Origin of the sequence: Leifsonia aquatica (assembly GCF_014190775.1) — a bacterium.
Lineage (GTDB): Bacteria > Actinomycetota > Actinomycetes > Actinomycetales > Microbacteriaceae > Leifsonia > Leifsonia aquatica.
In genome coordinates this window covers 527,249-552,698 of the sequence record NZ_JACHVP010000002.1, presented here as the reverse complement: position 1 = coordinate 552,698, position 25,450 = coordinate 527,249, and the positions used below count along the sequence as shown (strand labels likewise).

Sequence of the window (25,450 nt, the reverse complement as noted above, 5' to 3'; positions counted from 1 at the left end):
GCCGGATCAGGCGAGCAGTCGCTGCCAGTCGGCGGGGACGCGCTCGGCGGGGCCGGGAGTGGACTGGTCGAGCGGGTGGCTGTGCGGCGCGGCGAGCTCGGGGCCGCCGATGAACCGATCGGTGACGTAGTCCCAGAACCAGTCCTCGCCGGGCTCGAAGCTCTGGATGACCCGGTGCCCGGACTCCCGGGCGTGCGCGGTCGCGTGCTTGCCGAGCGACTGGTCGCAGCATCCGATGTGCCCGCACTCCGCGCAGCGGCGGAGGTGGAACCACCAGGAGCCGTCGCGCGTGCACTCCACACAGCCGGGGCCGGAGGGCGGAACGGCGGGGTCGATGCCGTTGCGGCTGGTGTCGGTCATGGGTCCTCCTCGAGGTGCGGGCAGCGCGAGCAGGTCCTCCGCCACATGCCGAAGCTACAACGGTCGCGGCGTTCGCGGCAGAGCGGGATGTCGACAGCGGTTGCGACGAATGTCGAGTCGCGTGTCCCGGTGCTATGGTGCCGAAATGGCCCGACGACGTGAATTCGACGAGCAGACGCTCCTCGACGCCGCGACCGATGTCTTCTGGAGCCGCGGCTACGCCGCCACCGCGCTGAGCGACATCGCCTCCGCCAGCGGCGTCGGCACCAGCAGCATCTACGCCGCCTACGGCAGCAAGTGGGGTCTCTTCCTCGCCGCGTTCGAGCGCTACTGCGCCGACCGGGTCGCCATCGTGCGCGCCGCGGTCGCGAACGGCGACGGCACCCGCCGCGACGTCGCCGAACGGATGCTCGCCGCCATCGTGGACGACTGCGCCGGGCAGCCCGACCGGCGCGGCTGCCTCATGCTGAACAGCATCGGCGAGCTCGCCGCCGACCATCCCGACGTCACGCGCATCAGCAGTGAGACGGTGGACGCGATGGAGGCCGCTGTGCGCGAGCGCCTGCCGCAGGATCCCTCCGCCGACAGCCTCGCGGCGCACATCGTCGCGCTCTCGCAGGGCCTCATCCAGCTGAGCCGGCTCGGCGTCAGCGAGCGGCGCCTCCGCAGCACGGCACGGGCCGCCACCGAGGCGATCCCGGCGTAACCCCTGCCGACATTTGTGCCGAATGTCGGCTTTCGCCGCCCTATTCGCGACATTCGGTCCAAATGTGCGGACGCCGTATTCGACAGATGTCGAAGCGGGATGCGACGAACAGGGCTGCCGTGCCCCGTCGGCGCCGGCCTACGCTCCTGCTGTACGCACCGCATCGGAAGCCCGGAGCAGCGTCCGGGAGACAAGGGGTCGCAATGTCGGAGTCCAGGCACGTCGCGCCGCTGATCGGCGGCGAAGGCGTCTTCGAGAACGAGTTCGGCAGCATCACCCAGGTGACGTCGAGCTCCCTGCCCATCCTGACCGGGCTCTCGGTCAAGCGGATCACGCTGGCGCCGGGCGCCCTGCGCGAACCGCAGTGGAACGTCAACGCCAACCAGATCGCCTACGTGGTCAAGGGCACCGTGCTCGTCTCCACCCTCGGCAACGGCGACTCGTTCTCCACCTTCGTCGTGCAGACCGGCCAGATGTACCACGTCGAGTCAGGCGCGGTCTATCACATCGAGAACGTCGGGGACGGGGAGGCCGAGATCATCGCCGCGCTCCGCACCGACCGCCCGCAGCACTTCTCGCTGCAAGACAGCGTCAATGCGATGTCGGATGCGGTGCTCGGCAACACCTACGACCTCCCCTCGGCCGCGTTCGCCGCCTTCGACCGCCAGCACTCCTCGCAGATCGTGCACCGCGACGGCCCCGCCCGCATCCCGGGCACCGCCGGCCTCCCCAACGCCCGCCTCTTCGACATGGAGGGCCAGAACGCGCCCCTGTCGTACGAGTGGGGCAAGGCCCGCCTCGCCCGCAAGCAGTTCTGGGCCGCGCTCGACGACCTCTCGATGTACGAGCTGCTGATCGGCGGCAACGGGATGCGCGAACCGCACTGGCACCCCGTCACCGGCGAGCTCGGGTATGTGCAGAGCGGCCACGCCCGCATGACCGTGCTCGACCCCGACGGGACCCTCGACACCTACGAGCTGCACCCCGGCGAGGCCTACTTCGTGCCGCGCGCCTACCCCCACCACATCGAGGCGCTCGGCGACGAGGGCATCCGCTTCCTCATCTTCTTCGACCAGCCCACCCCCGGCGACGTCGGCTACCGCGCCACCGCCTCCGCCTTCTCGCGGGAGGTGCTCTCGGCGGCCTTCAAGGTGCCGGAGCGGGACCTGCCGACCTTCCCGTTCACGCCGGTCGACCCGCTGATCGTGGCGCGGTCGAACCCGAGGGATCCGGTGGAGGGGGAAGGCTGATCACTCGGTGACGTTCGCGGCGAGCCGGCGCCGAAGCGTGCGAAGGAGTTCATCGCGGTCGGAGGCGGACGCTGCGTAGACGTATGGCGCATACCATCGCTCCGAGCGGGGTACGAGCGGAATCTGCCACGACTCGCCCGAGTCGACGCGTATCAGGATGGCCGGCACGCTTCTGCCCCCTCGTCCGTCGCGCACAGGAGTCGCTACCGATTCGAGACTCACGACGTGGGCTGCGGCGATGAAAACACAGCTGCCCTCGACCGGATCCTCCAGATACCAGTGGACCCCGGCCTCATCGATGGCGACGATCGTCCACATCGCCGGACGCATGCCACCGCTCAGGCTTCGGAGAATCGCATCGGACTGTTTCGAGCGCGTCGCCTCGAGGATGACGGCGCCGGGCACCATCGCGGCCGCGAGGGCGAGCCTGCGATGCGCCACGAGCCGACGGGCACCGAGCCCCACGATCACGATCACGGCTGCGGCCAGCGCGACGCCGAGTATCCATCCGAAAGGCAGGCTCGGGCCGCGACCTCGAGCCACCGTCGCGACGAGAGCGGCACCGGGAAGGATGAGGAGGAGCGACCATTCCCGCCGCCACCCCGACCGAGGAATGCCTGTCGCCGATACGGCGCGCCTGTCGGTGCTCATTCCTGGCCTTCCGTCCACGATGCCGAGGCCCGCCGAGGGACGAGCCCGACATCCAGGAAACGGGCATGAGCCCTGTGGCTGCGACCGAGCCACCGCCCCAGGTGGTCCCCCTCGCTCGCATTTCGAAGGTACTTCGATGCCACAGGGCTCCCCCCGTATTCCCCCTCTAACCGCCGCTCGCGCGCCGGATTGCTGTCAAGCAAAGCGTATCCTCGCGACCCGAGCATCCGCATTCGGTCGAATTGCGTGAGCGGACGGCGCACTTTACGTAGACTGCGCAGTCTAGCTACGAGGTTGGTGCGTCCGTCGTGCGAATCAACTGAGGCGAACCCGGGGAATGAAGCCCTCAGCCCAACAGCCCCCGGATCAAAGTGAAGAGGTTGATCACGGCATGCGCTCTCGTTGACTTTTGGCCACGGATTCCGCACGGACAATCATCCAGCCGCCCATGCTCGTCGCACCGACGACGAAGAGAGGGAGACCGATCAGAGCCTCAGTGCTCAGCATCATGTTCCTTCGTCCGTGAGGTGCTCGGCGGTAGCGACCGGCTGCGAACTCCCTCGACGGGGTCCGACCGGACATCACCTCGACAAGTCAATCGAATCCCAATAGCGACGGCGAGCCCACACAGCGCGTCCAATCCCGCGGATGTCTGCAACGCCCAGTCCAACCGTGGAGAAACCAGCGCCACAGCAATGACAGCGACTGATCCGACGACGGTGAGACAGAAGCCGATAACACGGCGACGGGCCAGGACCCGCTTCCATAGTCGAGCGCCTGGCATCGCTACCCCACCTCTCCCATTTCTGACCGAATCAGGTTCGTGTCCACCTGGAACCGACGCTACGACTCCCTTTCAACGGCATACGCTCGCGGCGACGACGTTGCGTAGAGAGCCATCCTTAGTTCGGTACTCGGAGGTTGACGGCAGTGAGGTTCGGCGCTATTTCGGGCCTGACCGCGACGACCGCCCCCAAGAACCACCACCAACAGACCCATCGCGAGGAATCCCACGAGAGATTCCGAGGAAGGCGGTCCCATCGCCAGGAGGGTCACCCCGTTCAACACGACGTACGCTCCATCACCGCTCACGACGCATCCACCTCAGATCTCTTTGCCTTCATGGCGTCCGTAACCCCGATCTTCACCAGCTGACGAAGAGGACGACGACAAAGAGCGGCACGAGAACGATGGCGCCGGTGCAGAGGATCGTGCTGACGAGGAAAAGCCCGGGTTGACGTGCGGTGGAGGGGGACTTCGCCCATGTCGTCCAGTCACCCCGACGTCTCACGGCGACGATGCCACCGCAGACTCCCAAGACCGCGAGCACGACTGTGAACGCGATCTGCGCTCCGATGTTGATCATCCATGCCCCGCTTCGACTGTTGTCTCACTCATGGCGCGATGACCGCGGTGGAGATGAGAATGGCGACGCCGAGGACCAGTCCGACAACCCCCATCGCCAGGCCCAATCGAACAGCACGACGGAGATGCACCGACGACAAGGTGCAGGGCTGCGGCAATGCACAACAGGCAGATGGTGGCGCTCGCCCTGCGGTGGGACCGGCCAGGATGTGACCCGCCGGTTCTATTCATGATCGACGCGGGCGCACGCTCCGTCGGGGACGGAAAGCAACCGCCAGCGGCCCGCCGAGGTGCGGACCAACGTAGCGCCGCCCTTGCGGACGTTTCTGCGAGCCTGAGCGTGTAGGCGGGGCACGGCGGGCACGCTAATCGGTCACCCACGAGCTAGCGCGAAGAGCCAGACAGCACCCGCACGATGAGCGGTCGTTGGATGCCTTGCTGTTCCAGCCAGCCCGAGAACCGCTTCGGAGTGCAGATGGCAGGCCGACGCGAGACACTCAATCCCTGTGCACCCAGGCTCCGCACGATCTCGCTGCGCCGTCTCGCTAACCCACTAGCCCAAGCAACGAGGCTGACTACCATTTCGAGCGCCAAGAGGGCATTGACCAAGCCGACGATCACAGTCGCGACACCGATAACGTTCAATACTCCGGTGATCCAGGACAAGAGGATCGCGATCGAAGCCGCCACCAGAAGTAGGTGAGTTCGGAAAAGGTTCCGCGCGAAGACTTCTCCCACCAGCGGATCCCAAACCTTTATGAAACCCGTTCTTCCGGGCAGTAGATCCTGCCACTCCCACATTTCATTCGCCTTCAACTCAACCCCACCTTTCGCGACCCCAAAGGATCAGAACACCTGTCTTCGTCCTGCTTGCGGCGACGATCCCCATTGCCGTCGAAGACGTTGAATTCGCGACGGCATCAGCGCTGCGTCAGCGACCAAGAGGCCGCCAAGAAGGAGAAAGAAGACGTACGTAAAGAAGGTGCCAAGCGCGGCGGTGCCGAGCAAAAGGAAAGTGAAGTAAAGAATTCCCGCCCACGCCCGCGACAAGTAATAGTTGTGCACGCCCAGGAGTCCGCCGGCGACGAGAAGAACGTAACCCACAGCAGTCGAATAGCGTCGCGAAGCGCCTGATTCGAGCTTCAGCAGAGGTTTCAATCGCCATACAAGAAGCGACACCAGAACGTACACGACCGCTGTTGGGATCGCGCGCCAGCCCAAGAGGAGAATCGCTAGGACGCTGAGGATGCTGAGGATGAGAGCGAGAGTTACTGCTCTGCCGCCCCTCGCAACCAACTCACAGACAATCGCGATCGGCAGAGCGACCAACACGCCCGCTGAAAACGCACACCCCAACACGATCGGGACAATCAGGACGATCACCTTGAGGTTGATGCTGCCCAGAATCGAGTTCCAGTCCAGTACTACGAGAGTGATCGCCAGGCCCACCACATGGAGGGCTGCGGCGGCGATGAGCCCCCAAATGGCGAGGTTGAGGAACGCCACCTCCCGAGCGGATGCTGTAGTGGTTTGAGCTTTTGGCACGATCAACTCCTCCACCGGGCCAACTGGTCCGCCCACAACTCGTATTCAGCATCCTGCCAGCCGTATAGCGAATCGAGGAAGGATGCCACATCTTGCGGATCGAGATTGATACAGGCACCGCCACCGACGGGCAACGAAGTGCCGCAGAGGACTAGACCAGGAACGACACCAATCCCATCCACCACAACGTCGATGAAGGCTATCCACGCGTCTCCACACAACTTGTTGCACTCAAGCCAGAGGCGCGCCCGTTGCTCAGAGTCTTTGAGATTCTTCGCGTCGACGCACTGTGGGCTCACGTATGGGCTGATGTACCGCACCTTTCCTTCGGGGCACCCATGAGTGTCTGGTAGGTCGTTCTGATCGTTCGGCCCGCCCGCGGAGGGGCTCGCCGGCGTCGTCGGCGTGCTCTCCGTCGTGGGAGGCGGTGGCCCCGCTTTTTGCCATGCCTGATGCGGCGGAGCCCCGCAGCCGAGCGGCAGCGCGTCGGTGCTGCCCCGCTTCGCGCAGAGGTGCCCGTCCGGGTCCCAATTGGTGGTCGGGTTGCCTGCCGCGTACTGGTGCCGGGCCAACGACTTCGGCTGGGTCAGCAGCCCCCGCCAGGTGTCCGGAGTCGTCCATGTCCCCGTCGCCACGTCATAGCTGCGGGCGAACGTATGGATCAGACCCTGCGTCGCATCCTGGGCGTGACCGGTGTAGCCCTCCGGCGCACTCCACCCCTCGGTCTCGAACGCCTGGGCACCCCAGTCGTCGTACGACGTCAGCTGGGTGATCGACCCAGCGGTGACGCCGGCGATCGTCGAACCCAGACCATCCAACAGATCCCAGGTCGCCTCCCCGGAAGCGGAGACATGCTCGGCCAGAGAACCGGCCGCATCCCGCACCAACGTACTCGTGCTGCGCCGAACTCGTCGACTGCATCAGGGAGGTGCCGTCGTAGACGTTCGAGGTCGTCTGTGTGCCGTACTTCGTTTCATCAGCACTCGACGCCTGACGACCCAGACCGTCATACACATACGACGTCGACCGGCCATCACGGGCAACCTGCGTCGCCTGACCGGACGCGTTATACGCGAACGACGTCCCCTCACCGGCCACCGACTGCGACACCCGGTTCCCGGCACCGTCATACGAGTACGAAGCCACGCCGCCGGACACTCCACGACCCGAACCCGACGTGACCGACTGCATCAGCCGGTTCGCGTCGTTGAAGGAGGCGGACTGGGAGAAGTTCCCATCCGCAGCTCCCGAACGAGCCCACCCGGTCCGGTTACCCGCCGGGTCGTAACTGTAGGTGTTCTTCTCGCCGGACGTCGTCTTCGAGGAGGTCAAGCGGTCCAGACCGTCGTAACCGTAGCTGTTGGAGGTCACCTTCGCCTTCGCGGGCGGCACGTCGGCGGACGGCACACCAGGCGCGGGCGCGGAAGCGTGGCCCGAGCCGTCGGTCGTGGACGCGACCGGCGGCGCCGGGGTGATCGTCCGGGTCGCCTTCGTCACGTTGCCGTCCGGGTCGTACCCGTACTGGTAGCGGAGCGCGCCGCCGTCGGCCACCGGGTTCTCCGGCGTCGGGACGGTGCGGCCGTTCAGGTAGGTGTTGGTGTGCTTGCACATGCCGTTCTCGCCGGCGGCGGGCGCGGACCGCGCGCTGAGGTAGCCGGCGACCGTCGCACACTTCTCCGGCTGCACGTCGCTCGCGGCGAACGCAGCAGGCTTCGGAGACGGTGACGGCGATGCGGGCGCGGCCGCCGCAGGCGTGGTGTGGAGGACATCGACGACACGGTTCACGGCGTCGTACGCGTAGCTCGTGGCGACGCCGGTCGAGCGGGCGAGCTCGGTGAGATTGCCCACCGCATCCCACGCATAGGTCAGACCACCCCACGGCGATGTCTGCGAGGTGACCTTGCCCGTGGCGTCGTATGTGTAGTCGAGGCTCTGCCCAGTCGGGAGGGTCATTCGAGTGGTCTGTCCGGCCGCGTCGTACGCGGTCTTCAGGTGCCCGCCGCGCTGATCGATCTGGGTGGTGGTGCGGCCGTCCTTGTCATAGGTCCAGCCCGAGGTGCCGGTCGGGTCGGTCATGGCGATGAGCTGCTGGTTCGCCGAATACTCGAAGGTCGCGACCGCGCCGGCCTGATTCTGGCGCTTCAGATCCCCGCGGCCGTCGTAGGTGTAGGTCGTGCTCGCACCATTGCCGTTCACCATCGCGGCCAGGCGGCCGGCGGCCGTGTACGACCACTTCGTGGTGGTGCCGACCGGGTCGATCTCCTTGGTGGTGCGGCCGGCGGCATCGACGGTGTATTCGGTCGTGGCCGTTGGGGTCGGTGACGCTGGTGAGCGCGCCGTCCGCGTCGTAGCCGTACATCGACACGACGTTCACGTCCGCGGATGCCGCGGCACCCTCCCGATACCCCTCGGTCACGCGGACGAGCTGCCCGGCCGGGTCGTAGCCGTAGCGGGTGACGTGCCCGTTCGCATCCGTCATCGACGTCTGATTGCCGGCCGCGTCCCAGCCGTACGCGGTGACGGCGCCGGTGGCGTCCGTCGTCGAGGTCTGGTTACCGTCGGCGTCGTAGGCGAACGAGGTGGTGTGACCGTTCGGGTCGGTGATCGAGGCGGTGCGTCCGTTCGGGTCGTACGCGTACGAGGTGGTGTTGCCGGCCGGGTCGGTGGTCGACGCGAGCCGGTCGAGGGCGTCGTAGGCGTTCGCGGTCGTGCGTCCGAGCGGATCCGTCACGGCGGTGAGATTGCCGTCGGCGTCGTACGCGTAGCCCGTCACCTCGCCGAGAGGGGTCTTCGTGGTGAGGAGCTGGCCGGCTGCGTCGTACGTGAACGTCCACGGGTTGCCCTGCCGGTCGACGACGCTCGTCACATTGCCATCCACGTCGTAGGCGAGGTCGGTCCGCTTGCCGAGGCCGTCGATGATCCGGACGACGCGGTCCATCGCGTCGTACTCGAACTTCGACACGATGCCGTCGGGATCGGTCTGCTTGATCACGCGCCCGACGGAGTCGTACACCGACGTCGTCGTGCCGCCGGTCGGATCCTTCTGCGTCAGGAGGTTGCCGTTGCTGTCGTACGTAAAGGTCGTCTTCGCCCCCGACGGCGAGGTGGAGCTCAGGATGTTCCCGACCCCGTCATAGGTGTACCGCCACTCGCCGCCGTTCGGGTCGACGGTCGTGATGACGCGATCCCGGTCGTCCATCGCGTTCGTGGTCGTGGCGCCGAGCGGATCGGTCTGCTTCGCCAGAGCGTCTTCGGCGGTGTACCCGTACCTCGTCACGCCACCGGACGGGCTGGTGGAGTCGGTGAGGTGGAACATGGCATCCCACGAGTACTTCGTCACCGCCCCGGTTGGGTCGGTCAGCGAAGCGAGGTGGTCGTTCGGCTCCCAGCCGTAGCCGAACGTCCCGCCTGCGGCGTCGGTGGTGCTGACCATGCGGTCGCCGGAATCCCAGGCGTAGCTGGTGGTGTGTCCACCCGGGTCCGTCTGCGCCGTCATGCGACCGGCGGCGTCGTACGCGTACCGAGTGGTCCGGCCGATCGCGTCCGTGCTGGAGGTCACGTTTCCCGCGGAGTCGTACCCGAAGGTCGTCGCTGCCCCCGAAGGCTGCGTCGTCTTCACCAGGTTGCCGCCCGCGTCGTACTCGTTCGCGATCGTCGTGCCGTCGGGTTGGTGCACCGCGACGAGATGACCGCTGCCGTCGTAGTCGTACGACCAGGTCCGCTGCGAGCCCTGCGGTGCGTGGCCGGAGGCGGACCCGACGAAGGGGCCGCCGGTGTCGGTCTTGGTCGCGACAAGACCAGTCGGCGTGTACGTGTACTTGGTGACGATCCCGTCCGCAGCGGTCGCCGTGGTGAGGTTGCCGGCCGCGTCGTAGGCGTACTTCGTCTTCGCGCCGTTCTCATCGGTCGACGAGAGGACGTTGTTGTCGGCGTCGTACGAGAAGGTCGCCGTGGTCGCGTCTGGATGCTTCACCTTCGTGATCCGGAACCGGTCGTCGAAGAAGTAGACGCTCGTCCGGCCGAGGTTGTCGGTGTAAGTGGTCTGCCCGGCGGTCGAGTAGTCCAGCGAACGGAGATTGCCCTCGACATCCCACTGCTTCACGATGCGGCCCTGGTCGTCGTACTGGTTCTTCAGGTACGTCGCGCCCGTCGCATCGGTGCCCGTCAGGAGCTGGTGCATGTCGTCGTAGGTGAACTGCTTCGTGCGGCCATCCGGAAGGGTGATGGTGGTCAGGTTGCCGGCACCGTCGTACGAGAGCGACCAGCGATCGCCACCCGGTCGGGTGAACCCGGTGACCCGGCCCAGCGCGTCGGAGTCGACCTGGATGGTCTGGCCCGACGAGTCCGTGATGGAGGCGAGCGGATAGAACTGCGACGTCGCCATGTCCGCGGGCGGCCCGTACGAGAGGGTCGTCGTACGCCCCTCGGCGTCGGAGTACGAGACGAGGTTGCCGATGCCGTCGATGTTGGCGGTGTCGAACACCCAGCTCTCGCCGGACACGTCGGTCAGCTTCAGTCGGCCGCCGCCCGCCTCCGTCAGAGTCTGATGGAGGCCCGGGTCAGAGGTCGTATAGCCGCCGCTGCCGTTGCCTGCGAAGACGAACGAGGCGCCGTCGCCGCGGACCACCATGACCGTACCGTCGATGAAACGTTGCGCCCGAGCACCCATTCCGAACGACCAACCCGCGCCGACGCGTGAGAGACGTCCGTCCTGGCTGTTGTAGGTGAGGGTGATGTCCGTGCTCGAACCGCCCGCACCCGGGAGGGAGAAGAGCTTCTCCTGCTCGAAGAGGTTGCCGGTGGAGAACGAGAAGGGCTCGCCGCCGTAGGTCAGGTAGCTCTGCAGCCCGAGCATCCGCCAACGCGCGAAGTCCGCAGCCGAGGGAGGGGTCGGCCAGCCGCCCGTCACCGGGTCGGTGCAGTCGAAGCCCTGCGTCCCGAGGTATATGCCGAGGCCGGTGAAGACGCCGTCGGCCAGGTGGGGCATCCCGCCGTTGTCCATGTAGCTGCGGTCGTAGTGGTTGTCGAGGTAGAGGGCTTCGAGATGAGTGAACGCGTTCGGGACCCCGGCGAACTCGTCACCTGGGAAGTTGCCGTTGTTGCCGACGTTCCTCGCCGGGCGTCCGGTGTAGGTCGGCAGGTTGCCCACCAGCGAATCGGACACCGCGTTATCGGCCGCACCTCCCCGCGAGAACACCTGCGAGCCGCCCTGCTCGGGATGTTCGCCGCCCCATGCGACGCCCTCCCAGGTGTTGAAGCCGATGCCGAGGGAGAGCGTGGGGTTCCACGCTGCCATCTGGCCGGCTCGGATCTCGCGCGGGATCATCGGGTTGCCCGGGTCCTCGCGCGTGATGTGTACGGTCGCGAGGCACAGGTTCTGCAGTCGCGACGCGATCTGCTGCGCAAGCTGGATGTTGTACGGCAGTTCGGTCACCGGCGGGGCCGGAGTCGTGACGTGGCCTTCGTCGTTGTCGGGGTCGAGCACGATCACCGGCCGATCCGGCACCGGGAAGGGCGTGCCGATGACCACGAACTGCGACAGGTGCGTCGAGACGCCCTTCACCACGCCCGCCTCGGCGTCGTAGTACGACGGCAGCACCGTCCACTGCTCACCCGCGTTCTCGCGCGTGTAGATCTGCAGTGTCGCCGGGTCCAGGTCGTTCTCCGTCACACGCTCCAGGTCGGGCTTCAGCTCGAGGGCGACGCCGGGGACGACGTCGGAGACGACCGGGCCCTTGTCCCCTCCACCGCGGGTGTTGACCGCCTTCGCCGGGAACTGGGTCACCGGCTTGCCGTCGCCATCGGTCGCTGTGATCTCGACCGGGTCGGAGACGGGCGTGCCGCCACCGGGCTGCTCGGAGCGGGCAGCGCGCAGCGCGTTCGCGGGCGCCGCGCCGACCGCCACCGACAGCTTCGACTCGACCTTGTTGCCGGAGAACGTTACGGAGGCGCCGAGATCGCTCGCGTCGATCGTGGCCTTCTTGCCGGGAGCGATGTCGCCGGTGGCGGCAGGGGCCGGCGCCTCGGTCTCAGCCGTCACCCGCGCGTCCTGCACCCCCGCCGCCGAGCGCACCTCGGCCAGCGTCGCTGCCGCCGTCCGCCTCGCCAGTTGCATCGGGGACGCCTGAGCAGGCGTCACGGTGCCGACCAGGGTCAGCCCGGCGACCGCAGCGGAGGCGATCACGGCCATGACGACGCGCGCGTGTACCAGGCGGGTGACGAACCGTCCCCGCATCCGTCGCGCCCGCATCAGACGGCCGCGCCCTGCTCGAGAGCCGCCGAATACAGGCCGCGACGACGTGAGAGGACGATGCCGGTGCCGATCAGGGCGGCCGCGAGAGCGAGGATGACGCCGATGGCGATCATCGAGCCTGTGGACGCCAGCGGGTTGCGCGCGCTGACGCAGGAGGCGAGCACGATCGCGTCGGAGACACCGTCGCCGTCGTAGTCCTCGTGGCCGGTCGCACAGCCGGTGGTGCCGCAGATCACGACCGAGGCCCATTTCGGCACGCCGTGGGAGTTGACGTCGCGGTTGTCGGTCCAGCAGGTCGCCGAGCCGCAGACGATCTGGCGGGCGTAGTCCGGGATGCCGTCGCGGACGCTGTCCTTCGTCGGGGACGCGCACGTCGTCGTGCCGCAGGCCATGACCTCGACCCAGTCGGCGATGCCGTCCTCGTCCCGGTCCTCACGGCCCGTCGCGCACGTGGCCGTGCCGCACACGACACGCTCCACGACGTCCGGGATGGTGTCGCCGTCGGAGTCGCACGACGACACCTCGCCCTGTGCCGGGCACGGGACGTAGCTGCGGGTGTCGGCTGCCGCCGAGGACGAGACCGGCGCCGGCGCGGCTGCGAGCGTCGTCGGCACTGCCGTCGCCGCATCCGCGGAGACCCCCATCGCCAGTGGTGCGAGCCCCAGCGTCACCGACGCCACGACTCCCAGCACCCAACGAACACGACCGCCTGCACGCCCCCGAGAATTCACGAGCGTCAGCCTGGCGGAGCCGGAGGACGCGCTCGATGCAGATCGGGAGGGTTCAGTACCTATCGGTATGGAATTGAGTAGACCGGACCTTCTAGGTAAGTACGGCGCTGGCCCAGCGGGCTGTTACCGCATCCGCGCACAGCCCCGGAACGCAGCAGCCCCGCAGCCCCTAGCTCTCCGGGATCCAGATGCGCATCGTCGAGGGGCCGCGTTCAGCCCACTCGTTGTACGGCACGAGGGCGACGTCGGCGGGTTCGGCGGCGGAGCCGGCGGGGGCCGTCGCGTAGGGCCACGGGCCGTCGCCGGAGACGCGGTGCGCGAGGCGGACGAGCACCCGGCCGTCGGCGTCGCGCGGGGCGACCTCCGCATCCAGCACCGCGTCGTCCACGCCCTCCCAGCCGGCCGGGAGGTCGACGGACTCGAGCGCGTAGACGACGGGGCCGCGCTCGACGGCGAGGCTGCCGCGCACGGCGTCGATGCGGGGGTCGGCGCGCACGAAGTGCGGGGAGACGGGCAGGTCGAGGGTCACGACGTCGCCGGCGCGGAAGGCGCGGCGGACCTCGGCGTAGCCGGGAGCGACCTCCCGCGTCTCGCCGCCGACGGTGAGGGTGGCGCCGGCCGCCCAGGCGGGCACGCGGAGCTGCAGCGTCCAGGGCTCGGTCGCGTCGTTCTCGACGGTGACGGCGATGCGGCCGTCGGCCGGGTACTCGGTCGCGACGGCGAGCGCGACCTCCTGGCCGGTGCCGAGCACGGTGCGGATGCGCGCCGGGGCGTACTGGTGCAGCTGCAGCGAGCCGTCGTGGCCGGCGGTCGCCAGATACGCGTCGAGGCTGGCCAGCGTGCGCGCCACGTTGGGCGGGCAGCAGGAGACCTCGAACCAGGGCGCGCGCAGGGAGGCCTCGGCGCGCGGGGAGACCACGTCGGGGTCGGCGGCCTCGCCGGGGGTGCGGCGGTGGAGGGTGTTCGCGTAGTAGAAGGCGGTGCCGTCGGCCGACGGGGAGGTCGCGACCACGTTGTACAGCGTGCGCTCGACGAGGTCGGCGTAGGCCGCATCCCCCTCGGCGAGCAGCATCCGCCAGCTGAACTGCACGGACGCGATTCCGGCGCAGGTCTCGGAGTACGCCCGGTCGGAGGGCAGCTCGAAGTCGTCGCCGAACGCCTCGTCCTGGTGGTGCGACCCCTGGCCGCCCGTCACGTAGGTGCGACGGGCGACGGTGTTCGCCCACTGGCGCCGCAGCGCAGCCGAGAGCTCGGCGTCTCCGGTCTCGGCCGCGACGTCCGCGGCACCGGAGGCGAGGTAGTTGGCGCGCACGGCATGGCCACGCATGACATCGGCCTCCCGCACCGGGATGTCGTCCTGGTAGTAGGAGCGGCCCCATTCGATGTCGCGCAGCACCCCCGTGCCGCGGCGCTCGACGAACAGGCGGGCCTGCTCGATGTAGCGGCGCTCGCCGGTCACGCGCCCGAGCTCGACGAGCGCGGTCTCGACCTCCGCGTGCCCGCAGACCGAGGGGATGCCGTCGGGACCGAACACGTCGCACACGAGGTCGGCGAGCCGGGTGGCGACGCCGAGGAGGCCGTCGTCCGACCCCGGACGCGTGCGCTCGCGGGCAACGGCGGCCTGGAAGAGGTGACCGGCGCAGTAGAGTTCGTGCCCCCATTCGAGATCGGACCAGCGGGCCCCCTGCCCGGAGCGGCCGAAATTGGTGTCGAGATAGCCGTCGGCCTCCTGAGCGGCGGCGACGCGGGCGACGGTGCGGCGGAAGCGGGCCTCCAGTTCCGGGTCGTCGTCGCGGCCGAGCTGCCAGGCGACGGCCTCGAGGTACTTGTAGACCTCGGAGTCGGCGAACTCGCGGCCGCGACGGCCCGCGGGGAGCGCTCCGCCCGCCGCCAGGTCGAAGTTGCCCAGCCAGCCCTCGCGCTCGAGCCAGTGCTCGATGTGGGCGAGGGTCGCCGTCGCGTTCACGCGCTGCCGGTCGGCCCAGTGGCCGCCGGTGATGCGCACCTCCCCCAGCCCGAGCGGGCGCAGCCGTCCCGTCGACGGGACCGCCGGGGCGATGGGGAGCGTGGCGGTGGTGGTCTGATCGAAGGTCATGGTCATCCCTTGAAGGCGCCGGACAGGAAGCCGCGCACGTAGTGTCGTTGCAGGAGCAGGAAGAGCAGCACGCACGGCAGCGCGAGCACGATCACGCCGGCCTCGGTGGCGCCGTAGTCGACGACGCCCTGCACCTGACCGCGGAGGTTCGAGACCGCCAGCGGCAGCGTCATCCGGTTGGAGTCGTTGATCAGGATGAGGGGCGCGATGAAGTCGTTCCACGCGGCCAGGAAGGCGAACAGGCCGACGGTGATGAGCCCCGGCTTCACGGCCGGCAGCAGCACCCGCCAGAGCGCCCCGAAGGTGGAGCAGCCGTCGACCATCGCGGCCTCGTCCATCTCCTTCGGGATGGACTCGAACGAGATGCGCATCATGAAGGTCGCGAACGGCAGCTGGAACATGGTCAGCACGAGGGCGACCCCGACGAGCGAGTTCGACAGGCCGACCAGGTTCAGCAGCACGTAGAGCGGGATGAGCAGCGTCGCGTACGGCACCATCAGGATGGCCAGCGTGGCCATGAAGAGCACGTTGCGGCCCGGGAACCGGAACCGCGCGAACGCGTAGCCGCCGAACAGGGACACGAGGAGCGTGAGCAGCACGGTCAGCAGCGACACGAACAGCGAGTTGCCGATGTAGACCCAGATGCCGGCCTGGTAGTTGGCGAGGGAGGCGTAGTTTCCCAGGCCCCAGCCCTCGGTCTGGCTGGTGCCGGCCCGCGGGGCGAGCGACGAGACCGCCGTCCAGATCAGCGGGTACAGGAAGATGAGGGCGAGGCCGCCGGTCAGCACCCAGTACGGGGTGCGCGTGGCGATGCCGAGCAGGCGGGTGGGCTTGCGGCGGCGGGCGGAGCCGCGGGTGTCGGCTCGCGTCGCGGAACCGCGGCCGGACTCCGTCTGGCGCGCGAGGGTGTCGGCGCTCACAGGGCGTCCTCCTTCTGGCCGAACGCGCGGATCTGCGCGATGTTCACGATGATGAGAGCGACCAGCACGATCACCGACAGGGCGCCGGCGACGCCGAGGTTGTTCGGCCCCTGGAATGCGACGCTGTAGATCAGCTGCACGACGGTGATCGTGCTGTTGTCGGGGCCGCCCTTGGTCAGGATGTAGAACTGCTCGAACGCCAGCAGCGAGCCGGTCACGCACAGCACGGTGGTGTGGGCGAGCGTCGGCTTCAGCAGGGGCAGGGTGACGCCGCGGAAGGTCTGCCAGCGGCTCGCGCCGTCGATGCGGGCGGCCTCGTAGACCTCCTCCGGGATGCCCTGCAGGCCGACGAGCATCAGCAGCATGTAGAAGCCGGCGTAGCGCCAGACGATGAGGAACACGGTCGACCAGAGCGCACCCTCCGGTGTGCCGAGGAAGGTGAAGCCCCACGCCTTCATCAGGTCGGCGAAGGGGCCGGCGATCGGCGAGTACAGCACGTAGAAGAGGAGCGACGCCGACGCGAGGCCGAGGGCGCTCGGGATGAGGATGGCCGTGCGCAGGAAGCCCTTCCAGCGCGACGACTCCTGCACCAGCATCGCGAGCCCGAGGGCCAGGCCGAGCAGGATGACCGTCGTGATGACGGTGTAGAGCAGGGTGAAGCCGACCGACTCCATGAAGAACCGGTTGCTGAACGCCTTGACGTAGTTGTCGGGGAAGTTCACGCCCTGGTTGCCGCCGAGCAGCGGCCAGTCCGAGCCGGACATCTGCAGCACCAGCAGGAGCGGCAGGAGGAAGAGGAGGACGACGAACAGCGCCGTCGGGGAGGCGTAGAGCCAGCCCAGCCAGCGGCCGGAGCCGCGCTTGCGCGAGCGGGCGGGACGCGGGGGCCGCTGGGCCACCGTTGCACCGGCGGTCATGGGGAGCCTTTCGTCGGGAGGGAGGAAGGGGACGGGGCGGGCGCGCAGCACGGCGCCCGCCCCGCGAGGTCGGTCCGCTACTGCGAGAGGACCGAGGTGATCTCCTTGTTGTCGGCGTCGACCGAGTTGCCGTCGCCCAGCACCGCGTTGCGGATGAGGGTCAGCCACGGGCTGTTCGGTGCGTTGAACGCCTCCTGGAAGTTGAGCGAGAACGGGGTCTCGCCCTTGCCGGCCACCTCGTTGATCGTCACCAGGCGCGGGTCCTTCTCCGAGTACTGGTTCGTGGCGAGGTCGGAGCGGGAGACGACGTCGTTGTCCTTGGCGAGTACGCCGACCTGGGCGTCCTCTGACATCATCCAGTTGAGGAAGTTCCACGCCTGGGCGGACTTCTTGGAGTCCTTCGAGATGCCGATGCCGTCACCGCCGACGAAGGTGGAGCCGCCGCCCTTGGGGCCGGGGATGCCCGCCACGCCGACGTTGAACGTCGTCGACGAGAGCAGGGTGGCCGGGTACATCATGACGCCGACCTTGCCCTCGGTGAAGGCCGCGGTCCACGTGGGACCGGTCTCGTCCTTCGAGGCCGGGAGCACGGCGCCCGCCTTCCACATGTCCTGCCAGGTGCTGTAGACGCCCTTGGCGGTGTCGCTGTCGAGGAGGGACTTCGTGCCCTCGTCGTTCATGACCTGCTGCCCGTCGGCCCACACGCTCGGGAACCAGGTGAAGACGAGGCAGCCGCCGCAGGCGAGGCCCGTCGCGGTGCCGTAGGTGTCGGGCTTGTTCAGAGCCTGGACCTTCTTGGCGGCGTCGGCGTACTCCTCGAGGTTGGCCGGGGCCTTCTCGGGGTCGAGGCCGGCCTCCTTGAACAGCTCCTTGTTCCAGAACATCATCGAGAGGTCGAGGACGAACGGGAGCACGTGCTCCTTGCCGTCGGCGGTGCCCGCCTTGAGGTGGCCCTTGTTGATGCTGTCCTTGTAGCTGAGACCGTCGATCTGGGAGCTGATGTCCTGGAAGAGGCCCTGCTTGACCCAGTTGGGCACGTAGACGATGTCGGCGGCGAAGAGGTCGGGCAGTCCGCCCGAACCGGCTGCCGCGCCCACCTTCGCCACGTAGTCGTCGTTGGGGACGACCGTCAGCTCGACCTGGTTCTTGTGGCTGTCGTTGTAGGCCTCGACCAGGAGCTTGGCCTGCTTCTCCAGGGGTGCGCGGGTCCAGAGCGTGATTTTGGATCCGTCGTCGGTGCCGTCTTTGCTGATGGACTGGGGCGCGGACGATCCGCCCCCGCCCGAACAGGCGGCCAGCGTGATCGCCAGCGCGCCGGCGACGGCTACGGCCGCCAGGCGTCGCGTGCGACGAGTGAATACTGTCATTGCATCTCCTCGGTGCTCTTCATTGAGTCGGTGCTCATCGTTGAGAGTGGTGCGGGTAACGTCATCGGCTGGTGAAATTCCCGAAACGGGTTTCGGAATGTGGTGGACAGTCAACCGCGAAGTCCGCTTGTCTGTCAAGCAGAACTTGGGTGTATGGTTTCGAAACGACCGAAAACCTCGGAAAACACGACCGACGCATCGAAGGAACAGGGGGCGCGATGGCCGACGGCAGCACCGGCACGGGCCGCGCGGCGACGCTCGGCGACGTGGCACGCCTGGCGGGCGTCTCGATCGCCACCGCCTCCAAGGCCATCAACGGCCGCGACGAGGTCGCCCAGCGCACCCGCGCCCGCGTGCTGGCCGTCGCCGAGGAGGTCGGTTTCACCCCCAACGCGCTGGCGCAGAGCCTCACCGCCGGACGCACCGGCACCGTCGGGCTGCTGACGAGCGACCTCGAGGGCCGCTTCGTCATCCCGATCCTCATGGGCGCGGAGGACGCCTTCGGCGCCGGCCAGGTCAACGTGTTCCTGTGCGACGCACGCGGCGACGCCATCCGCGAGCAGTACCACCTGAAAGCCCTGCTCAACCGGCGGGTCGACGGAATCATCGTCGTGGGGCGTCAGACCGACCCGCGGCCCTCGCTGGGCCACGAGCTCCCCGTCCCGGTCGTCTACGCGTACTCCCCCTCCGACGACCCCGCCGATCACTCGCTCACGCCCGACAACCGCGTCGGCGGCCGGATGGCCGTGGAGCACCTCGTGACCTGCGGGCGCTCCCGCATCGTCCACATCACGGGCGACCCCACCTATGCGGCCGCCCAGGACCGCGCCATCGGGTTCCGGGAGGCCATGGCCGACGCCGGCCTGCAGTCGCCGGCCGAGCCGATGTTCGCCAGCTGGACGGAGAGCTGGGGCCGTGACGCCGCGACCCTGCTCTTCCGCCGCCACCCTGACATCGACGGCGTGGTCTGCGGGTCGGACCAGATCGCCCGCGGCGTGATCGACGCCCTGCGCGACCACGGCCGCAGCGTGCCGGACGACGTCGCCGTGATCGGCTACGACAACTGGCAGGTGCTCGCCACCAACTCCCGGCCCGAGCTCACCAGCGTCGACAACAACCTCGAAGAGCTCGGCCGGCTCGCCGCCCGCCGCCTGTTCGACGCGATCGACGGCCGCGGCCTCGAGCCCGGGACAGAGAAGCTGCCGGTGCGGCTCGTGATCCGCGGGTCGACCATCCCGCACCTGTAGCGACTGGGGCGCGTGGCTGGCGGAGGAGATCTGGCCACGGCGCGTGGTGTGTCGCAGGGAACGGAGGAGGTCGGGGGCCGCCGGGCTGTGCTCGTCCTCCGTTCGCCACCGCCAGGACGGCGGACGGCGAGTAGCCTGGGCGCGTGAGCGCGCCCGACGATGACCAGATCCCCACCGCCGAGGAGGCGCGCGCCGAGGTGCGGCGGCGGTTCGACGACCGCGCACCGACCTACGACGAGAGCGCGATGCACCGGGGGCTGGCAGACGCCGTCGCGGAGTTCGTGCTGGCGGGGGATGCGGGCGGCGGCCCGGGCGACGTGGCCACGGGCACCGGTCTCGTGCTGCGCGCCCTGCGCGACCGCGGCGCGCGCGGACGCATGATCGGCGTCGACCTGGCGCCCCGGATGCTGGAGGTGGCGCGCACCCACCTGCCGGAGGCCGAGCTCATCGAGGCGGATGCCGCCTCCCTCCCCCTCCCGGACGACTGCGTCGACCTCGTCACCTGCGTGACCGGCCTGCAGCTGTTCACCGACGCGCCGGCCGCGATCCGCGAGTGGGCGCGCGTGCTGCGGCCGGGAGGCCGGGTGGTGACGGCGACATTCGTCGCGTTCGATCCCACCCGCCATCGCGCGGCGCCGCCGAGCGCGATGCTGCACCACGAGCCGTTCCGCACGCCGGAGGTGCTGGACGAGACGTTCGCGCCGGTCGGGCTGCGCGTCGCCCGCCACGACCGGTGGACCGACGGGGCCGACGACCTGCTGATCGCCGAGCTGACCTCCGACCCGACCACCGGCGGCGACTCCGCGGTTGAGCGGCCCGCGCCCCTACACTGACCCCATGTCATCCGGCCTGGTCATCCACCCGTCCGCCTCGGTCGCCGAGACCGCGACCGTGACCGGCGACGTCACCCTCGGACCGGGCGCGCGCGTGCTCGCGGGGGCTGTCGTCGACGGGACTCGCGGTGCGGTCGCGATCGGCGCGGACTCGCTCGTGATGGAGCACGCCGTGCTGCGCGGGCGGCCCGGCCATCCCCTCCTCGTCGGCGACGCCGTGCTCATCGGCCCGCACACCAACCTCACCGGCGCGCGCATCGAGGACGAGGCCTTCATCGCGACGGGCTCGTGCGTCTTCGCCGGCGCGGTGGTCGGAGCGCGCTCGGAACTCCGCATCCACGCGGTGCTGCACGCCGGCTCGGTGCTGCCGCCGGACTCGGTCGTCCCGATCGGCTGGATCGCCGCGGGGAGCCCGGCTCAGCTCTTCTCGCCCGACCGGCACGACGAGCTGTGGGAGGTGCAGAGCACCCTCGACTTCCCCGGCCTCATGTACGGGGTGCCGCGCGGCACGTCCATGCGCGAGATCATGCGGCGCCAGAGCGCGGCGTATGGAGAGCGCGCCGACGGATGACCAGCGGCACCGCGATCCACAGCACCACGACCACAGCGAACACCGCCACCGCGGCGACGATTCCCGCGCCCGGCGTGAGCAGGAAGTCGACGATGAACATCACGATCCCGGTGAAGAGCAGGGATGCCGCCGCGAGGCACACGATCAGCAGCCGGCTGCCGTAGGCGACGAGCTCCTCCTTCAGCCGGTGGTGGAAGAGGAGGCGGTGCAGGGCGACCGGCGCGAGGGCCAGCAGGGTGATGGCCACGGCGAGCAGGACCAGCACGAGGTAGACGCCGACGTCGAACGGCGGCAGCTCGCGGAACCGCTGCTGGAACGGCAGCGTGAGCAGGAACGCGGCGACGATCTGCGTTCCGGTCTGGAAGACGCGGAACTCCTGGAGGAGCTCGTTCCAGTTGCGGTCGGCGCGCTGGCTCGCGGTCTCGAGTCGTCCGTCATCGGGATCGACATCGCGGTCGTCGGCCGCGCGGGGTTCGTCCATGAGACGAGCATCCGTGGGTTCCGGGCGCGGGTCAAGGGCGTCGACGGGGCGGAGGCGGGCTCAGGCCGTCGGCTCGGGCTCCGGTTCGGGGGCGGGGGCGACGTGCAGGGCGTCCTGGCGGAAGCCGGCGGTCGCCTCCTCGTACGTGGTGTGCTTGCGGGCCGGATGCGACTCGGCCGGCGGCGGCACGTCGGTCTTGCTCAGCGCGTGCAGCACGAGCTGCTCGACGAGGCCGGCCGCCGTCGTGTCCCGATGGCGCGCGATGCGTACGAGGGCCGCGTACTCCCGCTCGCCCAGGCGGAAGGTCAGCGGGATTCCTGCAGGCGCACGACCGGGGCCGTGCGCGGAGGCCGGCTGGGCCGCCTCGCTACCTTGAGAATCCTTCATATCCCCAGGATCGCACGAAACGGCTGATTTGCACCCGTTTTCGATCCAGAACTGTATCGACGTGAGAGCGCGATCATCCGAACCGACCGTTGACGTAGTCGAACGTCCGCGGGTCGAGGGGATTCGAGAACATCGCCTCCGTGTCGCCGTGCTCGACGATCGCGCCGGGCTTGCCGCCCGCAGCGAGGAAGAACGCGCAGCTGCTCGAGACCCGCTGGGCCTGCTGCATGTTGTGCGTGACGATCACGATGGTGACCTCGGAGACGAGCTCCAGCATGGTCTCCTCGATGACGCGGGTGGAGGTGGGGTCGAGCGCCGAGCACGGCTCGTCCATCAGCAGCACGCGCGGCTTGACCGCGAGCGAGCGCGCGATGCACAGGCGCTGCTGCTGGCCGCCGGAGAGGCCGCCGCCGGGCGAGCGCAGCCGGTCCTTGACCTCCTTCCAGAGGCCCGCCTTCGTCAGGCAGGACTCGACCAGCTCGTCCTTCTGGTCGCGGCTCACGCGGGTCCCGGTGAGCTTGAGGCCGGCGACGACGTTGTCGTAGATCGACATCGCCGGGAACGGGTTGGGCTTCTGGAACACCATCCCGATCGACTTGCGGGCGTCGACGAGGCGCTTGCGCGGGTCGTAGATGTCGTCGCCGTCGAGCAGCACCTCGCCGGCGAGGGAGGCGCTCGGGATGAGCTCGTGCATGCGGTTCAGGATGCGCAGGAAGGTCGACTTGCCGCAGCCGGACGGCCCGATGAGCGCCGTGATCTCACCGGCCTCCATGGTCAGCGAGACCCGGTCGAGCACCTGGTGGTCGCCGAACCAGGCGGTGATGCCGCGCGCCTCGAGGGCGGCGAGCTCGCCCGGGAGGGGCGCGAGCAGCGGGAGCGGGGCGGTCTGGTCCGCGAACGCGCCGGATGCGGGGAGGACCGCCGTGCGGTCGAGGGGGGCGAAGAGCTCGGACATGGGTTCTCTCTCAGAGCAGATTGGGCAGGAGACGGGAGACCTGGTCGGCGGCGATGACACCCGCCGCGACCAGGATGGGGGCGAACACGATCCAGGTGCGCTGGGCGCCGAACCGGTCGAGGGCGCGCGTGCCGATGAGCAGCGCGGCGACCAGCGCCTGCAGCGCGAACACGAGCAGCCACGCGGTGCTCGGATCGCTCGCGAGCTCGCGGTCGGCGAGGGGGAGGGTGTTGGCGGTGGTCTGGCGCAGTCCGCGGTCCTTGACCGGGGTGACGAGCTCCGCATCCACGCGCACGACGCCGGCCGGCACGTACGGGAGGCCGCGCGCGGTCTCGAGCGTCATGCGCGCCTGGGTGCCGCGCAGCGCGGGGAGGTCGGGGTCGCCGGCGTAGCGGACGCCGATCACCCGGTAGACGCTCTTGCCCTGGCCGGTGACCACGTTGATCGTCGCGCCGGGAGCGAGCTCCTGGATGCGCGAGAACGGCCCGCCGTAGGCCGCGGTCCGGCCGAGGATCACGCTGGTGCCGGGCTGGCCGGGCAGCACCGTGTCGCGGCGGTGGCCGGGGCCGTCGGCGGTCACGCCCGACGACGAGCCCTCGAGCACGTACTCCGACACGTCGATGGAGGGGATGGAGATTTTCGCGACCGGGGCGCCGTCGGAGACGAGCACGTCGTCGGTCGTGCCCTCGCTGACCGGCGCGGTCGCCGCGGCGAGCTGCTCGCGGAAGGTGTCGCCGGCGATCTGCTGGCCGATCAGGTGGTGCAGATGGCTGATCAGGAGCATGTTCGCGGCGAAGGCGATGAGCAGCGTCGCGCCGAGGGCGACCATCCCGCGCGCGAGCCGTTGCCGTGGGGTCTGCACGACCGGCTCGCGCGGGGGCGCAGGCGGGCGGCGGGGTGGCTTCGGGGGCGTCGGTGGCTTCGCGGGTGTCGGCGGTTTCTGCCCGTGGACGGTCCGGCTCATGCCCGCACCGCCGCGACGGCGACCGGGACCGCGACGGACGCACGGAGGGCGAGCAGGATGGCGAGCGCGGTGGCGGCCAGCACGGCCCCCACGCTCCCGAGCCACGGGAACGCGAACACCGTCGCCTCGCGCAGCGCGGACTTCGTCGCGATGCCGTCGATGGTCGCCGGCGGGGTGAACTTCGCGTGCGCCGTGACGACGGCCCACTGGCCGACTCCCGTCAGCGTGCGGCTGTACGTGATCGTGGAGCCGGGCTTGAGGTTCTTGACCGCAACATCGCCGGAGTCGTCGAGCGGGTTGCCGAACGGGCCGGTCAGCCAGACGCGGACGGTCGACGACCAGGTGGAGGCGGACCCGTTGTGGACCGAGAACGAGACGACGATCTTCCCCGCGCCCGGGTTCAGGGACGGGACGAACTTGGCGTTCAGGCCGCCGACGTTGAACGGGCCGTTGTCGACGGCGACGGCAGGTGCGGGGGTGGCGCCGGGAGCCGCGACGTCGCTCGGCGGCGCGTCGGTGGGGGCGGTCGTGTCGGGGTAGCCCGAGCCGCCGGTGCCGGTCGAGCCGGTCCCGCCGGTCCCGTCGGCCGGGGCGTCGCCGGTGGACGGGATGTCGATCGAGATCCCGATGCCGCCGTCGTCGGCCGCGGCCGCGCCCGCGCCGGCCAGCAGCATCCCGAGGCCGAGCACGACGGCGGCGGCGAGGGTGCGAGCGGTGCGGCTCATCGGCCGGAGTCCTCGCCCGGGGCGGTGGAGGCGGTGACCGGCTCCGCCTCCACGGCGGCGGCGTCCTGCTCCTCGCGCGCCTTCCGGCGGGCCTCCTCCTCGGTGTACGCGATCCACGCCTCGGCGCGCTTGCCGTCGCTGCGGCGGCGCCAGCGGCGGAACAGGAAGAAGCCGGCGGCGAGAGCGGCGATCACGAGGATCCACCACGGCACGGCCGCGATGACGGTGTCGCGCGAGACGAGCGCGAGCGGACCCGGGTTGAGGGCGTCCTTCTCGACGGTCGGCTGCAGCTGCACGTACGGGTTGAGGTAGCCGACCTGCGCGGTGCCGGGCACCACGACGGTGAGGGTGCGGGTGCTGCCCGGGAGCAGCTCCGGCAGGTCCTGGCGCACCGCGGTGCCGGCGGGGATGCCGAAGAGCGCCTTCGCGCCGACGAGCATCGTGGCGCCCAGGGCGACGTTGCCGCTGTTGCGCACGGTGAAGGTGACGGCGGTGGAGCCGGCGAACGGGTTCCACTCGGCCTGGTAGTCGGCGGAGACGTTGGCGATCGTCAGCGCGGGCTGCAGATCGCCGGGGACGCGCACGTAGAGGCGCGTGGCGACACGGCGGTCGACGAGGATCTGCCCGTCGCCCTTCTGGCTGGAGACGACGATGCCGCCGGCGTGGTCGCCGGGGCCGGCATCGGCCGGCACGGTGAGCGTGAACGGCACGGTGCGCTGCTCACCGGGAGCGAGCGCGAAGGCCTCGCTCGGCTGCGAGCCGTCGAAGAGCACCCACGTGCCCGCAGCGGTCGGCTTCTTCGCCGTGTCGAGGAGTGCGAACTCCCCCTCGTCGGTGTTGAAGGCGTCGGTGGCGAACAGCGTGACATTCTGCGGCGTGGTGCCGGTGTTGCGGACGACGTACTCGTCCTCGAGGTGCTGGCCGGGCTGGAGCTGGTAGCTGAGCCGCGTGCGGTCGTCGCCTGGTCCGGCGGAGATGCTGTCGACGTCGTCGGCGAAGGCCGGGCCGACGCCGAGGAGTGCGGCCGCGAGGGCGGCGAGCAGGGCGGCCACGGCGCGGACGGGCCGCAGCGGCAGGGTCTGTGTGGAGGGCACGCTACATTGATCCGAATCCGGGTGGCCGGGGTG

Annotated in this window: 23 protein-coding genes and 1 pseudogene; 5 read left to right on the top strand and 19 right to left on the bottom strand. The window is 69.4% G+C overall.

Annotated features, from left to right (window positions below; translation table 11 throughout):
• Positions 1–6 precede the first annotated feature (6 nt).
• Entirely contained in the window at positions 7–360 is a 354-nt protein-coding gene (locus FHX33_RS12590) for a UBP-type zinc finger domain-containing protein (RefSeq protein ID WP_021762571.1), read from the bottom strand.
• 145 nt (positions 361–505) lie between these two features.
• On the opposite strand from FHX33_RS12590, the gene FHX33_RS12585 reads away from it, so the two are divergent.
• Together FHX33_RS12585 and FHX33_RS12580 are read left to right on the top strand one after the other, a co-directional pair.
• Complete coding sequence (locus FHX33_RS12585) at positions 506–1,066, top strand: TetR/AcrR family transcriptional regulator (RefSeq protein WP_021762572.1); 561 nt, start codon at positions 506–508, stop codon at positions 1,064–1,066.
• Positions 1,067–1,269: 203 nt separating this feature from the next.
• On the top strand, positions 1,270–2,316 hold the full coding sequence (locus FHX33_RS12580; RefSeq protein WP_021762573.1) for a cupin domain-containing protein: 1,047 nt from the start codon (positions 1,270–1,272) through the stop codon (positions 2,314–2,316).
• Here the strand turns inward: FHX33_RS12580 and FHX33_RS12575 are convergent, their stop codons facing one another.
• The 12 genes and pseudogenes from FHX33_RS12575 to FHX33_RS12530 all read right to left on the bottom strand — a co-directional run bounded on the left by FHX33_RS12575 (position 2,317) and on the right by FHX33_RS12530 (position 18,160).
• Positions 2,317–2,967 carry a hypothetical protein gene (locus FHX33_RS12575; protein WP_021762574.1) on the bottom strand — a complete coding sequence of 217 codons (651 nt, stop codon included), beginning with the start codon at positions 2,965–2,967 and terminating at the stop codon, positions 2,317–2,319.
• A gap of 1,144 nt (positions 2,968–4,111) precedes the next feature.
• Positions 4,112–4,333 carry a hypothetical protein gene (locus tag FHX33_RS12570; protein ID WP_021762577.1) on the bottom strand — a complete coding sequence of 74 codons (222 nt, stop codon included), beginning with the start codon at positions 4,331–4,333 and terminating at the stop codon, positions 4,112–4,114.
• Between the two features lie 383 nt (positions 4,334–4,716).
• Positions 4,717–5,133: a hypothetical protein gene (locus FHX33_RS12565; protein WP_169730327.1), complete on the bottom strand. Its 417-nt coding sequence runs from the start codon at positions 5,131–5,133 to the stop codon at positions 4,717–4,719.
• 45 nt (positions 5,134–5,178) lie between these two features.
• Positions 5,179–5,838, bottom strand: coding sequence for a hypothetical protein (locus FHX33_RS12560; RefSeq protein ID WP_021762580.1), 660 nt, complete (start codon positions 5,836–5,838; stop codon positions 5,179–5,181).
• A gap of 41 nt (positions 5,839–5,879) precedes the next feature.
• Complete coding sequence (locus FHX33_RS21635) at positions 5,880–6,761, bottom strand: RHS repeat-associated core domain-containing protein (RefSeq protein ID WP_248616244.1); 882 nt, start codon at positions 6,759–6,761, stop codon at positions 5,880–5,882.
• Between the two features lie 130 nt (positions 6,762–6,891).
• A pseudogene (locus FHX33_RS22320) lies at positions 6,892–7,953 on the bottom strand (RHS repeat domain-containing protein); the annotation flags it as partial.
• Entirely contained in the window at positions 7,916–12,112 is a 4,197-nt protein-coding gene (locus FHX33_RS22275; RefSeq protein WP_021762583.1) for a DUF6531 domain-containing protein, read from the bottom strand. The pseudogene FHX33_RS22320 and the gene FHX33_RS22275, both read right to left, overlap by 38 nt.
• A gap of 14 nt (positions 12,113–12,126) precedes the next feature.
• Entirely contained in the window at positions 12,127–12,822 is a 696-nt protein-coding gene (locus tag FHX33_RS21620; RefSeq protein ID WP_246397265.1) for a hypothetical protein, read from the bottom strand.
• A 208-nt stretch (positions 12,823–13,030) separates the two neighbouring features.
• On the bottom strand, positions 13,031–14,956 hold the full coding sequence (locus FHX33_RS12545) for a glycoside hydrolase family 127 protein (RefSeq protein WP_183428583.1): 1,926 nt from the start codon (positions 14,954–14,956) through the stop codon (positions 13,031–13,033).
• 2 nt (positions 14,957–14,958) lie between these two features.
• Positions 14,959–15,876 (bottom strand): carbohydrate ABC transporter permease, encoded by a 918-nt coding sequence (locus tag FHX33_RS12540; protein ID WP_021763507.1) that lies wholly within the window; start codon positions 15,874–15,876, stop codon positions 14,959–14,961.
• The gene (locus FHX33_RS12535) at positions 15,873–16,793 is read right to left on the bottom strand and encodes a carbohydrate ABC transporter permease (protein WP_021763508.1); all 921 of its coding nucleotides are present in this window, start codon (positions 16,791–16,793) and stop codon (positions 15,873–15,875) included. Before FHX33_RS12535 ends, FHX33_RS12540 begins: the two co-directional genes overlap by 4 nt.
• Positions 16,794–16,870: 77 nt before the next feature.
• Positions 16,871–18,160, bottom strand: a complete 1,290-nt coding sequence (locus tag FHX33_RS12530; protein ID WP_021763509.1) for an ABC transporter substrate-binding protein — start codon at positions 18,158–18,160, stop codon at positions 16,871–16,873.
• Positions 18,161–18,378: 218 nt separating this feature from the next.
• Between FHX33_RS12530 and FHX33_RS12525 the strand changes: the two genes are divergently transcribed.
• From FHX33_RS12525 to FHX33_RS12515, 3 genes are all read left to right on the top strand, one after another.
• Positions 18,379–19,407 (top strand): LacI family DNA-binding transcriptional regulator, encoded by a 1,029-nt coding sequence (locus tag FHX33_RS12525; RefSeq protein WP_021763510.1) that lies wholly within the window; start codon positions 18,379–18,381, stop codon positions 19,405–19,407.
• 143 nt (positions 19,408–19,550) lie between these two features.
• Complete coding sequence (locus tag FHX33_RS12520; protein WP_021763511.1) at positions 19,551–20,240, top strand: class I SAM-dependent methyltransferase; 690 nt, start codon at positions 19,551–19,553, stop codon at positions 20,238–20,240.
• 4 nt (positions 20,241–20,244) lie between these two features.
• Positions 20,245–20,811, top strand: coding sequence for a gamma carbonic anhydrase family protein (locus FHX33_RS12515; protein ID WP_021763512.1), 567 nt, complete (start codon positions 20,245–20,247; stop codon positions 20,809–20,811).
• Here FHX33_RS12515 and FHX33_RS12510 read toward each other — a convergent pair.
• The 6 genes from FHX33_RS12510 to FHX33_RS12485 form a co-directional block, all read right to left on the bottom strand.
• Positions 20,765–21,292, bottom strand: coding sequence for a DUF6328 family protein (locus FHX33_RS12510; RefSeq protein ID WP_021763513.1), 528 nt, complete (start codon positions 21,290–21,292; stop codon positions 20,765–20,767). The genes FHX33_RS12515 and FHX33_RS12510 overlap by 47 nt on opposite strands.
• A 60-nt stretch (positions 21,293–21,352) precedes the next feature.
• Positions 21,353–21,679, bottom strand: coding sequence for a hypothetical protein (locus FHX33_RS12505; RefSeq protein ID WP_021763514.1), 327 nt, complete (start codon positions 21,677–21,679; stop codon positions 21,353–21,355).
• A 73-nt stretch (positions 21,680–21,752) separates the two neighbouring features.
• Positions 21,753–22,634 carry a phosphate ABC transporter ATP-binding protein gene (locus FHX33_RS12500; protein ID WP_021763515.1) on the bottom strand — a complete coding sequence of 294 codons (882 nt, stop codon included), beginning with the start codon at positions 22,632–22,634 and terminating at the stop codon, positions 21,753–21,755.
• 10 nt (positions 22,635–22,644) lie between these two features.
• On the bottom strand, positions 22,645–23,496 hold the full coding sequence (locus FHX33_RS12495) for a sortase domain-containing protein (protein ID WP_081703996.1): 852 nt from the start codon (positions 23,494–23,496) through the stop codon (positions 22,645–22,647).
• A 98-nt stretch (positions 23,497–23,594) separates the two neighbouring features.
• A complete protein-coding gene (locus tag FHX33_RS12490; RefSeq protein WP_183428581.1) occupies positions 23,595–24,323 on the bottom strand; it encodes a hypothetical protein in 729 nt (242 codons plus the stop codon).
• Positions 24,320–25,417, bottom strand: a complete 1,098-nt coding sequence (locus FHX33_RS12485) for a WxL protein peptidoglycan domain-containing protein (RefSeq protein ID WP_021763272.1) — start codon at positions 25,415–25,417, stop codon at positions 24,320–24,322. The genes FHX33_RS12490 and FHX33_RS12485 overlap by 4 nt, the downstream gene beginning before the upstream one ends.
• Between the last annotated feature and the right edge of the window lie 33 nt (positions 25,418–25,450).

Coding starts and splice junctions, on each gene's coding strand:
- FHX33_RS12570 (WP_021762577.1), bottom strand. CDS start 4,333: ATGATCAACATCGGAGCGCAGATCGCGTTCACAGTCGTGCTCGCGGTC.
- FHX33_RS12575 (WP_021762574.1), bottom strand. CDS start 2,967: ATGAGCACCGACAGGCGCGCCGTATCGGCGACAGGCATTCCTCGGTCG.
- FHX33_RS12580 (WP_021762573.1), top strand. CDS start 1,270: ATGTCGGAGTCCAGGCACGTCGCGCCGCTGATCGGCGGCGAAGGCGTC.
- FHX33_RS12565 (WP_169730327.1), bottom strand. CDS start 5,133: ATGTGGGAGTGGCAGGATCTACTGCCCGGAAGAACGGGTTTCATAAAG.
- FHX33_RS12490 (WP_183428581.1), bottom strand. CDS start 24,323: ATGAGCCGCACCGCTCGCACCCTCGCCGCCGCCGTCGTGCTCGGCCTC.
- FHX33_RS12590 (WP_021762571.1), bottom strand. CDS start 360: ATGACCGACACCAGCCGCAACGGCATCGACCCCGCCGTTCCGCCCTCC.
- FHX33_RS22275 (WP_021762583.1), bottom strand. CDS start 12,112: ATGCGGGGACGGTTCGTCACCCGCCTGGTACACGCGCGCGTCGTCATG.
- FHX33_RS12530 (WP_021763509.1), bottom strand. CDS start 18,160: ATGACAGTATTCACTCGTCGCACGCGACGCCTGGCGGCCGTAGCCGTC.
- FHX33_RS12505 (WP_021763514.1), bottom strand. CDS start 21,679: ATGAAGGATTCTCAAGGTAGCGAGGCGGCCCAGCCGGCCTCCGCGCAC.
- FHX33_RS12510 (WP_021763513.1), bottom strand. CDS start 21,292: ATGGACGAACCCCGCGCGGCCGACGACCGCGATGTCGATCCCGATGAC.
- FHX33_RS12535 (WP_021763508.1), bottom strand. CDS start 16,793: ATGACCGCCGGTGCAACGGTGGCCCAGCGGCCCCCGCGTCCCGCCCGC.
- FHX33_RS12585 (WP_021762572.1), top strand. CDS start 506: ATGGCCCGACGACGTGAATTCGACGAGCAGACGCTCCTCGACGCCGCG.
- FHX33_RS12500 (WP_021763515.1), bottom strand. CDS start 22,634: ATGTCCGAGCTCTTCGCCCCCCTCGACCGCACGGCGGTCCTCCCCGCA.
- FHX33_RS12545 (WP_183428583.1), bottom strand. CDS start 14,956: ATGACCTTCGATCAGACCACCACCGCCACGCTCCCCATCGCCCCGGCG.
- FHX33_RS12525 (WP_021763510.1), top strand. CDS start 18,379: ATGGCCGACGGCAGCACCGGCACGGGCCGCGCGGCGACGCTCGGCGAC.
- FHX33_RS12515 (WP_021763512.1), top strand. CDS start 20,245: ATGTCATCCGGCCTGGTCATCCACCCGTCCGCCTCGGTCGCCGAGACC.